The 12,113-nt window shown below is 70.4% G+C and carries 14 protein-coding genes and 2 tRNA genes; 5 read left to right on the top strand and 11 right to left on the bottom strand.

The genetic code is table 11. The features are described from left to right. Positions 1-115 precede the first annotated feature (115 nt). Positions 116-188, top strand: a tRNA-Arg gene (locus K7787_RS09610). A 47-nt stretch (positions 189-235) separates the two neighbouring features. Here K7787_RS09610 and K7787_RS09605 read toward each other — a convergent pair. The 8 genes from K7787_RS09605 to K7787_RS09570 all read right to left on the bottom strand — a co-directional run bounded on the left by K7787_RS09605 (position 236) and on the right by K7787_RS09570 (position 5,999). Beyond that, positions 236-694: a site-specific integrase gene (locus K7787_RS09605; RefSeq protein ID WP_223001123.1), complete on the bottom strand. Its 459-nt coding sequence runs from the start codon at positions 692-694 to the stop codon at positions 236-238. A 64-nt stretch (positions 695-758) separates the two neighbouring features. Beyond that, complete coding sequence (locus K7787_RS09600; protein ID WP_223001122.1) at positions 759-1,868, bottom strand: hypothetical protein; 1,110 nt, start codon at positions 1,866-1,868, stop codon at positions 759-761. Beyond that, positions 1,865-2,173: a helix-turn-helix domain-containing protein gene (locus tag K7787_RS09595; RefSeq protein ID WP_223001121.1), complete on the bottom strand. Its 309-nt coding sequence runs from the start codon at positions 2,171-2,173 to the stop codon at positions 1,865-1,867. Before K7787_RS09595 ends, K7787_RS09600 begins: the two co-directional genes overlap by 4 nt. Further along, positions 2,170-2,916, bottom strand: coding sequence for a hypothetical protein (locus tag K7787_RS09590; protein WP_223001120.1), 747 nt, complete (start codon positions 2,914-2,916; stop codon positions 2,170-2,172). The genes K7787_RS09595 and K7787_RS09590 overlap by 4 nt, the downstream gene beginning before the upstream one ends. Before the next feature lie 283 nt (positions 2,917-3,199). Then, a complete protein-coding gene (locus tag K7787_RS09585; protein ID WP_308036319.1) occupies positions 3,200-4,039 on the bottom strand; it encodes a hypothetical protein in 840 nt (279 codons plus the stop codon). 81 nt (positions 4,040-4,120) lie between these two features. Further along, entirely contained in the window at positions 4,121-4,840 is a 720-nt protein-coding gene (locus K7787_RS09580) for a Crp/Fnr family transcriptional regulator (protein WP_223001119.1), read from the bottom strand. Between the two features lie 467 nt (positions 4,841-5,307). Then, positions 5,308-5,631, bottom strand: coding sequence for a helix-turn-helix domain-containing protein (locus tag K7787_RS09575; RefSeq protein ID WP_223001118.1), 324 nt, complete (start codon positions 5,629-5,631; stop codon positions 5,308-5,310). Continuing rightward, positions 5,631-5,999, bottom strand: a complete 369-nt coding sequence (locus tag K7787_RS09570) for a type II toxin-antitoxin system RelE/ParE family toxin (protein ID WP_055626722.1) — start codon at positions 5,997-5,999, stop codon at positions 5,631-5,633. The genes K7787_RS09575 and K7787_RS09570 overlap by 1 nt, the downstream gene beginning before the upstream one ends. A gap of 231 nt (positions 6,000-6,230) precedes the next feature. Here K7787_RS09570 and K7787_RS09565 point away from each other — a divergent pair. Both K7787_RS09565 and K7787_RS09560 read left to right on the top strand, forming a co-directional pair. Then, a tRNA-Phe gene (locus tag K7787_RS09565) sits at positions 6,231-6,289 on the top strand. 137 nt (positions 6,290-6,426) lie between these two features. Next, positions 6,427-6,954 (top strand): GNAT family N-acetyltransferase, encoded by a 528-nt coding sequence (locus K7787_RS09560; protein WP_223001117.1) that lies wholly within the window; start codon positions 6,427-6,429, stop codon positions 6,952-6,954. A gap of 568 nt (positions 6,955-7,522) precedes the next feature. Here K7787_RS09560 and K7787_RS09555 read toward each other — a convergent pair. The 3 genes from K7787_RS09555 to K7787_RS09545 all read right to left on the bottom strand — a co-directional run bounded on the left by K7787_RS09555 (position 7,523) and on the right by K7787_RS09545 (position 10,287). Beyond that, positions 7,523-8,254, bottom strand: coding sequence for a ferritin-like domain-containing protein (locus K7787_RS09555; protein WP_223001116.1), 732 nt, complete (start codon positions 8,252-8,254; stop codon positions 7,523-7,525). A gap of 166 nt (positions 8,255-8,420) precedes the next feature. Continuing rightward, positions 8,421-8,882: a DUF7144 family membrane protein gene (locus K7787_RS09550; RefSeq protein WP_009189147.1), complete on the bottom strand. Its 462-nt coding sequence runs from the start codon at positions 8,880-8,882 to the stop codon at positions 8,421-8,423. 112 nt (positions 8,883-8,994) lie between these two features. After that, complete coding sequence (locus tag K7787_RS09545; RefSeq protein WP_223001115.1) at positions 8,995-10,287, bottom strand: MFS transporter; 1,293 nt, start codon at positions 10,285-10,287, stop codon at positions 8,995-8,997. A 107-nt stretch (positions 10,288-10,394) separates the two neighbouring features. On the opposite strand from K7787_RS09545, the gene K7787_RS09540 reads away from it, so the two are divergent. Both K7787_RS09540 and K7787_RS09535 read left to right on the top strand, forming a co-directional pair. Then, entirely contained in the window at positions 10,395-11,375 is a 981-nt protein-coding gene (locus tag K7787_RS09540) for an ArsR/SmtB family transcription factor (RefSeq protein ID WP_223001114.1), read from the top strand. Between the two features lie 101 nt (positions 11,376-11,476). Continuing rightward, positions 11,477-11,986 carry a glutathione peroxidase gene (locus K7787_RS09535; RefSeq protein ID WP_247720708.1) on the top strand — a complete coding sequence of 170 codons (510 nt, stop codon included), beginning with the start codon at positions 11,477-11,479 and terminating at the stop codon, positions 11,984-11,986. Positions 11,987-12,113: the final 127 nt, after the last annotated feature.

The following is a 12,113-nucleotide window of genomic DNA, read 5'->3' as shown; positions in this document are numbered from 1 at the left end:
CAGACGATAGCCACCGCCAGGCCGGCCCGGGCGAACGAGAGGCCGTGCGGGCATCGCCAACCATCCCCACCCCCGCCCGAGCACTGATCCGGTACCCTGTGGACCGAGAGACCCAGCCTTCGTAGCTCAGGGGATAGAGCACCGCTCTCCTAAAGCGGGTGTCGCAGGTTCGAATCCTGCCGGGGGCACAACGCATTACCCGTCTGACCTGGGGTTTCTCCCCCAGGGAGGGCTCCTACTCGGCCTCGGACTCCTCGTCCGGGGCCGTTTGCGTGAGCGGTGCGTGAGCGGACGGAGAGTTGATCTCCGAAATTCCTCCCAACGGATCAGCACCATCCGGCACGGGCTCCGGGCCGGGATGCCCCGCGTCGTCGGGCTCAGGCTCCGCGTCGGAGGCGGTGTTCTCGGAGGTTGCGCGGGCGCGCGGGACGAGTCGGGCTGCGGCCTCGGCGATCGCCAGGTCCGCCTCCGGGAGCAGGCTCGTGTACGTGTCGGCCGTAATGGTGATCGAGGAGTGGCCGAGCATCTCCTGGATGTCCTTCAGGTCGGCCCCGGCGGCGTGGCGAGCGTCGCGGCCCAGGTCGTGGAGCCGGACCGGTGAAAGACCGATCTCTTGGTACAGCTCGACGAACCGCCGGGTGGCGTGGGCGAGGGCGGGCGAGGGCTTCCACGGGTAACCGATCGCGCGGCTCACCCGGCCGACGGATGGGCGGCACAGGTGGCCCCGGCAGCCGTCGCCGAGGCCACCTGCCGCGCGGTCAGATCAGGTCGCGGGCCCGGCGCTCCCAGTCGGCGATTCGGGTCATCGCGGCACTCACCTGCTTGACCGCGGCCGAGATGTCCCGACCGGGCGCCCGCAGCTCCCGGCTCATCTTCGCTACCCATCGCATGCAGACCTCGACCTCGCCGAGCACACCGACCACCTCTTGGGTGGACTCGGCGATGCCGGCCATCTGCTCCAGAAACCCAGTCGGCGGCCCGGTGCGCTGCTCGGGCGACATCATCGCGATGACGTCGAACGCCGCATGGGCTGCCGCATCCATCTCCACCATCTGCCCGGCGAACCGAGTGCACGCCTCCCGGAGACCGGAGGCTGGCTCAGCCATCGCCTTCCCCAACTCGGTCATGGCCGGCAGCCACGTGCTCATCGGCACCCCTGGCTGGGAGGCCCGCTCCATCACGGGACCGATCTGCACGACGGTGTCGGTGATCACCGTCATGAACCCGGCGATCGCCTCCGTGGTCTCGGTCATCGCCTCCACCTGCTCCTCCACCCGGGCGAACTGGTCGATCAGCCCGGGCGCCTCTGGGTCGTCCGGATCCGCCTCGACCACAGCCGGCAGCGCCGTCGGCAGCCCAAACAGGATCCGGGCCGGAGTCAGGGGCTCGAACCCGTTGTGTAAAGCCCCCTCCAGTGCGCTCTCCAGGTCCCGCCGCGCCCTGACCAGCCCGCTCCGGCTGCGCTTGAACATGATCGTCCGAATCAACGAGAGATCGAGCGGCAGCTGCCCGTTCTCACCGATATGGATGATGGGCTTGCCGGTCAGGTGCCGGATTCCGAGCTCATAAGCGACATTGGCGTTGCCTCCGGTGAGGTCGGCGATCACGAGGTCGTCCTGCAGGAGGTGCCGACAGACCTGTTCGGTGATCTCGCCCGGGTCGGCGATCCCGTCCGCCCGGACCGGGACGATGCCCTTCTTGGCGCAGGCAGGCAGGATCACCTTCTCGTAGATCTCCAGGTTCTCCTCGAACGCCAGGAGCTCCGGGCTCCCGTCCGGAGCGTGCTCGTTGCCGATGGGTGCGATGACGAAGCAAGTCGTCATCGGCGCCTCGTCGGACTCCTGACCAGCGACGGCCACGATACTCATGCGTAGTCCTCCGTCTCGAACTGCTCTGCTTGGTGGTACTGTTCCGCGAACTCGGCACCGGTTCGCAGATCGGCCGGGTAGACGGGACGCTCCTCGATTCCGAGCGCCCGCAGCAGGTCAGCGGTGGGGATCCGGTACTGCCATCCGAGGCGCAGCACCAGACAGGGAAAGCCACCCTGGTGGATGAGCTTGTATGCGGTGGCGGGGCAGAGCCCGAGCGCGCGGGCGGCGGTGCGCAGGTCGACCACCAACGGCAGGTCGAACGCCTCGCCGAACGACAGCCAGGTGCCGGAGCGTGGGGTCATCGCCTCCCTCCGACCGGACGCAGCGACAGGGCGCCGATCCGGCTGCCCTCGCTCGGGCGCCGCGCCCGCCGAACGATTTCCCCGAGGCCCAAGTGCCCTGCTAGTTCACCCAGTCGAAAGCTCTCCAGCCGCTCGGATGAGCTGCTGAACCGCACTGTCGCCGACAGCCCGTCAGGCCGGGCAGGCGGCGACACCCGCAGCTCCCAGCCATCTCGCCAGTCACCGACCGGGGACTCCGCAGGTGCCTCCACGGCCAGGTGGGCGGCGGCCAGCGCCGCGACGTCCGCCACCGGTCGCTCCCGGATGCGGGCCTGGGCGAACGCCCACACCCGGTTACCGGCGGGGTGCAGCAGTGCGAGGCCAACCTCGTGGGCTTGCAGATCGACATCCGCGAGCACTGCCAACAGGGCGCACAGTGACTCGGATTCGAGCTCCTGCCGGTCGATCGGCCACCGAATCGCGATCCGGTAGAGGATGCCCCGCATCGCGGGCAGGGCCAACCAGAGCGCCAGCAGCCGGTCAGCTCCGGCCGCGTCGGTGTCGCGCTGCGCCGCGCCGATTGCCTCGCGCCAGATCTCCTCCCGGAGCTGCGGATCCGCCGACCTGCCGTACAGCGCCCGCCGGGCCGCCAGGGCGGAGATCCGGGCCGGACCGTCGTCCGTGGTGACCGGGAAGGGCAGGTCGACAGGCCGGACCAGGTGCTCCAGCACGTCGAACACCCGGTTATAGGGGATCAGTCCCATGGCGAACCTCCCGAGTCGTCGGTGTCATCACGCAGGTCGTCCACGATGCGTGAGCAGGCCCGGACGATCCGGTACAACTCCTCACGCAGCGTCTCGTAGGGAACCGGCGAGAAGCCGGCCGTACGCCGCCTCGTACTCGCGGCGGAATAGTGGTCGCAAGCGGCGGCGTAGTAGTGCACATCACCGGTCCGGCCTTGGACGGAGAGGCCCCGGGTCCCCTCCTGGCGGTTGTGGCTCGCTGCGTTCTCGCACGATGTGCAGCCTTCGGCGGGCGGGCTGTGGCTCATCGGCCTGCCCCGCCAGGCACCGCCCTGTGGACGATGGATCCATGGATCACGCCTTGGACGGCGGTGCCGTGAACGTCATGCTGCACGAAGCTCGACTGCCCCTGCTCCTCTACTCGCGCCGGGGGTCGCGGCCCGTCCTCCGGCACACCCGGCCAGGGGGCCCGCGCGTCCTGTGGGTCCGCCCCGGGCAACCAGAGCCAGCCGTACCCGGCGAACTCCTTGTGCCGCACATGGATGCGGCGGTAGTGCTCAGGGGCGAGCCCGTGGAATCCCGAGCGCACCACGTCCTGGTAGAGCCGGTCGGAGACCACCACAGCCAGGCTCGCCGACCCGGCGGCCGCCAGGGATTCCTTCACCTCGGGTGCGTTCAGGTAGCGGACCACCGCGATCGGGGCAGGGCCGGAGAAGCCCAGGGCTGCCGTGGTGGCTACGCCGATGTCGATGGCCAGCCGAAGCCGCATCCGCTCGGCGGGCCGGCGGGTGGCGTTGTAACCGCCGAGCTCGGCCGCCAGGTGCGTGACGTACGCGCCCAACACCAGTTGCTCGGAAGTGCCAGGCGGGAGAACCGCGAACTCCAGGTCTCCCTGCGGCTGGGTGGACCACCTGCCGTGGTCCAGCCCGCTGCGCTCGGCCGCCGTCCGCAACACCCTGGCGAGTTGGGCCTGCGCGGCCCGCTGACCCGGAGTGTCGAAGCGGCTGTACTGCTCAATGTCCGCCGCCAGACAGAGGCGGCTTGTGACGTCCGGCCGGGGCTTGCCCCAGGGACGGGCGGTCGGGTGCGACGTCATGTGAACCATCACCTGCTCGATGAGAGTGGACAGTTGTCTGCGTTGCACGCCCACTGTGCGGCCGGTGGACCGGAACCTCCGAGCAGGACGCAAAAATGCGGTTCCCAGGTCCCGTCAGCGACCGGTCATCTACAGGAGTCCGATCGCCCGGAGGCGGTCCAGCTTGATCACCCCCATCTCGCCGCCGCCGGTGCGGACGATTCCCTGGTCGCGGAATCCCGCCAGCGCCTTCTGTACCGCCCTCAGCTTCGCTCCGATGAGCGCGGCGAGTTCGATTTGTGTGAGGTCGAGACAGATCACGGTGTCCGAGCCGACGCATCGGCCGTAGTTCTCGGCCAGTTCGGTGAGCGCACGGGCCAGCCGCACTCGAACGGGGAATTCACCGAACGCGATGCGCCAGGAATTTGCAGCGCGCAGGCGGCGGTTGCTGAGCCGCACGATTTGAATGGCGGCTTCGGGGCACTTGTCGAGGAAGCTCCGCATCGCTCGGCCTTGGACGACGTGCGCATCGATGTCGTCGCACGCCGTCACCGTGGCCGACCTGGGCATGTCGTCGAGCACGGCCATCTCCCCGACCACGTCTCCGCCGACCCGGATGGCGATCAGGGCTTCATGCCCGTTGCCAAGCGTGCCAGTAACCTTCACGCAGCCGGTCCTCAGGAGCACCAGATGATCGCCCGTCTCCCCTTCCACCAGGATCTTCTTGCCGGGCGGATACTGCTTCGGGGAACCGATACTCAGCAGTTCCTCCCGGACAGGTCGTGACAGGCTCCAGAGGAAGCGGACAGGCCGCCGCTCGCCGATGCCATCCGTACAACTCCGTGCTGTCCCATGGGTCGCGCGCTCCATATCCCACCTCGTGGACGGATCCCAGTGCCTTCCCGGTCAGGGAATCAGAGCCGGATCCGAGCAGATAGAGCGTGTGCACGGACAGCTACCGCACCAGCGGCTCACGCGATCTCCGATATATAGCCGGCGCGGCTGGTCTGCGACGGCAGCATGACCGCGTTTCCCCGCTGGACACCTATCTCGGCATCCACGACGTCACTCCTGAAGCGAAACGTCCAGTGCCATGCTCGCGAGGACATTGATGGTCAGGCGCCGACGCGACGTATGCGGGAGTGGGTACTTGAGGCTCGCCGAGGTCGCGCAAACTCCGCTTCGGGCCGAGGGTCGAGCCACGCTAGACGGAATGAACGCACTACTGTAAAGCGGGTGTCGCAGATTCGAATCCTGCCGGGGCACAGAGAGAAGGGCACCTACGGACTCTGGTAGGCGGCCAGGGTTACATGACCGACGGCCCGCCTACCAGCGGCTCAGGCGGCGTGCGGGGTGAAGGTGACATGCGAGTCGCCTTCGTCGATGGTCAGATTCAGCGTGCCCTGCAGGGCCTTGGCCAAGCGCCGCAGCAGCGGGAGAGTCGGCACGGTGTCGCCGCCCTCCATCCGGGAGACCTGGGGCTGAGTCATCCCGGCTCGCTCCGCCAGTTCCGTCTGGGAGAGGCCGAGCTCGATCCGGCGGTTGTAGACCGCCTGCCCGAGATCGCCGGCCAGTCGCGCGTCGACGTACTCCTGGTCGTACTCCACCGCCTCACCCGCAAGCTGCCGGGTCCGGCGCGTCCTCCACGTGCTGTGATTCATCAGCTCTCCTTGCGCCGCTCGTACGTGTGCTGGGCGTGGCCGTGTTCGGCCTCGCAGACCTTCTGGGCTTGGTGCGCACGCTCGACTTCCGCTGCTTCACGCATCCTCGTCTTACGGAAGACCGTCAGCAGCACGATCCGTTGTCCTGGCGCGAGCCAGTACGGGATGCGTACGGCTTCGCCGTCCAACTCGAAGCGGAGTTCACGTAGCTTGCCACCCAGGTGCCGCGAGTAGGGCTCGCCGAGGGTCGTCGGCTCGTCCAGCAGGCGGTCCGTCTTGTCCTCGACCCGCCGGTAGAGGCGGAACGGAAGCAGTTCCAGCCAATCCCGTACCTCGGGTTCGATCTCGATCTCCCACCGCTCCGTCATGCAATCAACGGTATATACCTCCAGATGCATACCGCAAGCCGCCACGGATCTCCAAGCCGCACCGTCCCCGAGCGCACCGCCATCTCAACCGCCCGAAAAGGTCGCTGCCTCCGGCCGACCCAGAACGGATTCGGCACACATGAGGACGGGAAGCCTCCCAAAGGCGTGAGAACCGCCGAAGAGAGTTTCCGAAGGCCAGACAGCCAAAAGCAGGCGTTTCCCCAGGTCACAGCCCCGTCCAGAGGAAACTCCTAAAGCGGGTGTCGCAGGTTCGAATCCTGCCGGGGGCACCGAATGAAGACCTCCCCTCAACGTTGAGGGGAGGTCTTCGTCATGGTTCATGGTTCTCACTGTGTGTGTCCTGCACTACGTGCGTCCAGACGGTTTTCCGTTGGTGGGACACCTCTCTGGCGTCCACAATCACCGGATGCATGACGTGGAACTGTTCGATGGGATCGTCACGCTGTCGCCGCTGCGGCTGAGTGACGTGGAGGCGCATCTCGCGGGGGAGGATGAGCTGCTTGTTCGGTGGCTCAACGGGGGTCCCGGGACGTACGAGGGTGTCGCGGCGTACTTCCGGCACTGCCGGGAGCAGTGGGACGCCAGGGGGCCGCTTCGCGCGTTCGGTATTCGGGTGGGTGGCGACGAGGTGCTCGCCGGCACGGTCGACCTGCGGTTCGCGGGAGGAGGGCTGGCGCCCGGCCAGGTGAATGTCGCGTACGGCCTCTATCCGTCGTGGCGGGGGCATGGACTGGCCACTCGCGCGGTCCTGTTGGCGACCGCGTACGCCGCGAGCGAGGGCGGTACGGAGGCGGTGATCCAGGTGGAGCCAGGGAATCCCGCGTCTGCCGCGGTGGCGCTGCGGGCGGGGTTCACCCCTGGCCGGCAGACGCGCAGCGAGGACGGCACGCGCTTCGACTGGTACGTCCGGGATCTGCGCGTCGCCGTCCCGTGACGGCTACCTGCGTCACTCCTCAAGGTGGGTCGGGTGGTCGGAGCCTCGGTCTTCCGTTTTCGGCCGGTCAATTGAAGTGCGGCCGTCCGTTCTTCACCGTGCTCGTTGGCGACCTCTACGATCAGCAAGGTCCCGGCGCTGCCGGGCAGTACCGCGTGCGGCGTGTTCGCCGGGACCACACAGAGGTCATTTGTCGTCAACGACGTGGCCTGCCACGCGAGTTGGAGTCTGAGGCATCCGTTCAAGACCAGTAGTGCCTCGGTCGTCGGATGAGCCTCCTCCGCGACGGGCGGCTCGTTCATACTGAGCACCTTCACGTCGGCGATTCTCACCTTGCCCATGGCCCGAGAGCGCCAGGCGTCGGGAAGGGTGGCCGCCGCCTCCACCACGTTGAGCCGGGCCACTGCTCTCGCCTCTCCACGTGACGTCGGGAACGGGGCGACCGAGTCGCCACGGCAGCACTCCGCAGCGGTCCTCCGACGTTAGCCAGGACCTCGACGTCCTTGGTCGACCGGAAGGCAAAAAGGGGACTCTGGAGAACTCCGGCGCTGAGTCGGGGTGTTCTCGGTCAGCCCCCGTCCCTCCACTCGTCCGGGCGAGGCCTGAGGATCGCCGATACGACCGGGGCGGAGGACTTCATGACGTCCGTCGTGAAGCGCCGGCGGCCGACGGAGAGACGGCGCAGGGCGTGGCCGTGGTCTGCGGCGACCGTCAAAGTGACTGCCAGGAGCAGGAGTTGCCATGCCGCGAGGAGTGGGCGGCGTAGTGGGCGCGGGAGTTCGGCGAGGGATGTGTGCAGGCGGGCGCAGTGGAAGGGCACGTGGCGTTCCTCGTCGGCGAGGATGCGGGCCGCGACCTCCGTCGTGAGCGGGTCGTCCGTGCCGTCGCGCAGCGCGCGGTAGTACCGCAGCGCCACCACCTCCGCGATCATCAGCACCAGCAGTTCCATGCGCAGGCCCATCAGGCGGCGCAGTCGTACGAAGACCGTGTCGCTCCAGTGGCCGGACAGCGTCGGTCTGCCGCCCGCGGCCAGCAGCCGGGCGAGGAGGCGGGCGTGGTTCTGTTCCTCGGCGACGAACAGGCGCACCGCCCGTGCGTAGTCGGCGTCGCCGGCCTGGTCCGCCTTGCTCACCAGGTTGGCGCCGTCGCCGTCCTCGCCGACCTGGAAGCGCTGGATGCCCGCCCATATCGCCGGGTGCAGTCTCGCGCCCCGGCCCCAGTCCGGGTCCCCCTCCGCGCGTCTGCGCTCGCGCTCGTCCTCGAACCGCTCCACCCACTTGGCGAACTCGTCCCCACCCACCCGGTCTCCCCTCCCCGACACGCCACCGTGTCCTGGAGAGGGGAGACGCCTGCGGGTGGCGAACCGTTCCGGTCACACAAATGGGCAACTTGGAACGGTCGTTCCCGATGGGCTGAGCAGAGGGTGCCGCTCCCCTGCTCCCGCCCGAAGCGCCGTCGTCCGTCCCTCAGAGCGCCGTCGTCCGCGAGGAGCGGTGGGCCGTCAGGGCCCAGATGACCCAGGCGTCCAGGGCGATCGAGATGAGGGCCCACAGGGGCTGGTACGGGAGCCAGAGGAAGTTGGCGATCAGGCTCAGGGAGGCCATGAAGACGCCCAGCACCCTCGCCCACAAGGCGTCCGTCAGGAGGCCGAGGCCGGTGACCACCGAGATCACGCCCAGGATCAGCAGGACCCAGCCCCAGCCGGTCAGGTTGAAGCGGTAGACGTAGTCGTTGATGTTCGCGTAGATGTCGTCGGACGCGATGGCCGTGATGCCCTTGAGGATGTCCAGCAGGCCGTCCACCAGCAGCACCACTCCGGCGAACACCGTGCCGCCCGCCACCCACATGCTGGTCCGGTCCCGGCCGCCGCCGGCGCCCGCGTGTTCCTGGTGGGGATGGCTTCCCGGCGATGTCGGCTGCTGCGTCATGGGTCGTCCCTCCTGGTTCCGGTGCGTCCACCGTGTGCGTCGAAAGGGCGTGCTACCAGCGGGGGGCCGCCGAACGGGTGACGGGACCCGCCGCCGCGTTAAACGGCGGCGTTCACCGCAGCGCCGGCTCCCCGCGGCGGTCCGCCTCCGCCGGAGCCGCCACCGGGGCCACCGCCAGGGCCAGCGTCACCGCCGCCGACGTCGCCGCCGTCCCCGTCATCGCCACGGCCGGCGAGGTGAGCTGCGCCGCCGTGCCCGCCAGGGCCGCGCCCACCCCCTGCGTCGTCAGCATCCCGGCCGAGTGCAGCCCCAGCGCGTGGCCGCTCAGCCCGGGCGGGGTCAGGCTCATCAGCCGTTCCTGCTGGACCAGGCTCGCGCCGAAGCCGACCGAGGCCAGCGCCACCAGGCAGGCCGCCACCGCCGCCGGCGGGCGCAGCGCGAACAGGAGGTACGGCGCGGCCAGCAGCGCCAGCAGCGGTGTGGCCGCGCGGCGGCGCACCGCGGGCGGCAGCAGACGGCCCACCGTCACATCGCCGGCCAGCATGCCCAGCGCCGCGCACGCGAACAGCGTCCCGGCCGCGCCGGGGGCGTACGGCACGTACAGCGACTCGCAGCCGACCACCAGGCCGTTGGGCAGCCACAGGCCGAGATAGGTGAGGCGGCGCGGGCGGTCGCGCCACAGGACGGCGTTGGTGCGCCAGGTCGCCGTCACCGACGGGCGGCCGGACGAGCGGGGCGTACGGCCGCTCAGGCCGAGCCGGACCCCGGCCGCGGCCACCGCGTACAGCACCGCCGCCAGCAGCAGCGACACCCGCGGCGACAGCGCCGCCACCAGCGCCCCGCCCGTCGCGTACCCGGTGATCTGCATGATCCCGCTCATCATGTTGAACACCGAACGCCCCAGCAGGTATCCGCCGTTCGTCCCACCGTTCGCCCCGCCGTTCGTCCCACCCTTCACCTCGTCCTTCGCCTCGTCCTTCGCCTCGTCCTTCGCCCCACCCTTCGCCTCGTCCTTCGCCAGGATCTCGTTCAGCAGGCCCCAGCGGACGCCGCCCCCGAGCGAGGCGACCAGGCCCTGGACGAGGACGACCGCGAACACCGCCCCGAGCGGCAGCCCGGGCAGCGCCAGGAGCGCCGTCAGGGCCGCGAAGGCGAGCGAGATCCCCGCCAGCGTTCCGCGCGGCGGCAGCCGGTCGGCGCCCGAGAGCAGCAGCGTCGCCCCCAGCACCTGGGCCAGCGACGGGCCGAACATGCTCACCGCCGACAGCAGCGGCGAACCGGTCGACCGGTACACCAGCGTGCCGAGCGCCAGCCCGCTCGCCGTCTGCGCGACGGTCTGGGCGGCGGTCGCAACGAAGAGCGGAGTGAACTCCGGGGTGCGGAACAGGTCTCGGTAGCTGTGCATGCGCCGGAGTCTCGGGCGGGGGCCGCCACCGCCGTTACTGTTTCGCGTGCGGGCGAAACGTCGCCGGTACAGGTACAGAGCGTGCCGGGGAGGGGAGGCGGGGCGGCATGGGGCTGTGGGAGGTCAACGCCGACACCCTCGCCGGCAGCCGCTTCCTGATCTCCCCGCTCGCCGAGACCTTCGCGAGCCTCAAGCTCCTGCACGCCGGCGCCGGCCGCCACCCCGGCGAGCATGCCTGGCTCCGCGCGCATCTGCCCGGCTACCGGCGGCTGCTGGCCGGCGACCCCGTCACCGCGCTGCTCGTGCGCGCCGGACTCGGCCACGACTGGATCGCCGACTTCCTCACCCCCACGCCCCGCGACGAGGAGAGCTTCGCGGACGGGGTGGCCCGTGTCCGCGCCGCCGATCCCGTCGCCGCCCGCGCCCATCTGCGGCGCTCCCTGAACGGCCCGCTGCCCGCCGCGCTCGACCGCGACGACCTGCCCGAACGCGCGGCCCGGCTCCTGGAGCACGTCTGGACGGAGACCGTACGGCCCGCCTGGGACCGGCGGCGGCACGTCCTGGAGGCCGACATCGTCGCCCGCACCGCGCAGGTGAGCCGGGGCGGCTGGGCGGCCGTGCTGGACGCGCTGCGGCCGGGCACCCGCTGGCTCGGCGGGAACCGCTTCCAGGTCAACTCGCACGCCTACCCGCCGCGCGAGATCGCCGGCGCGCAGCTCGTCCTGGTGCCGGTCACCCCGCAGACCGGCTGGGTGGCGTGGGACGAGCCGCCGAGCCGGTACGCCGTCGTCTACCCGTGCGCGGGCGTCCTCGCCGACGCCCGCGCCCGCCGCTCCTCCGTCTCCGCCGCCCTCGGCGCGCTGCTCGGGCCCGCCCGGGCCGAGGTGCTGGTCCTGCTCGGCTCGCCGCTCAGCACCACCCAGCTGACCGCCGTGACCGGGCAGGGGCTGGGGTCCGTCGGCCGGCACCTGCGGGTCCTGCTGGACGCCGGGCTGATCGAACGGCGGCGGGCGGGGCGGTCGGTGCTGTACTCGCGTACGGACGCGGGCCGGGTCCTCGTCGCGGCGGCCACGCCGGACCCGGGGTGAAACACGGACCCGGCACGCTCTTCCGTTCGGTCCCGGCCCGATCCGGACGAAACACCCGGGCGACGGCCCCGCCCCAGTTCACAGGCACTAGCATCCGGCCCATGACCACTGCAGACAGCAACGGCACCTCCCCCCTCGACGCAGAGATCGGCGCCCTGCGGGGCGGCCCGGCGAACCTGAAGCAGTACGCGGGCCGTCCCGTGCTCGTCGTGAACGTGGCGTCCAAGTGCGGCCTCACCCCGCAGTACGCCGGCCTCGAACAGCTGCACGAACGGTTCGCCGACCGTGGCTTCACCGTGCTCGGCGTGCCCTGCAACCAGTTCGCCGGGCAGGAGCCGGGCAGCGCGGCGGAGATCGCCGAGTTCTGCTCGGCGACGTACGGCGTCACCTTCCCGCTCACCGAGAAGGTCGACGTCAACGGCGAGGGCCGCCACCCGCTCTACGACCGGCTGACCGGCGTCGCCGACGCCGAGGGGCACAGCGGCGACATCCGCTGGAACTTCGAGAAGTTCCTGATCGGGCGGGACGGCGAGGTCGTGGCCCGGTTCTCCCCGCAGACCACGCCGGACGACCCCGCGCTGGTCGCGGCCGTCGAGGCCCAGCTCGCCTGACCAGGCCGGGCGCCGCACACGCCGGGCGCCGCCCCACCGGTCACCGCACACGCCGGTCACCGCACACGCCGGGCGCCGGCGCCCCGGGTCCTCACCCGAGGCGCCGGCGCCCCCGCGCGAAACGATC

Origin of the sequence: Streptomyces sennicomposti (assembly GCF_019890635.1) — a bacterium.
In the GTDB taxonomy this organism is placed as follows: domain Bacteria; phylum Actinomycetota; class Actinomycetes; order Streptomycetales; family Streptomycetaceae; genus Streptomyces; species Streptomyces sennicomposti.
This window is presented reverse-complemented; position numbering and strand designations above follow the sequence as displayed.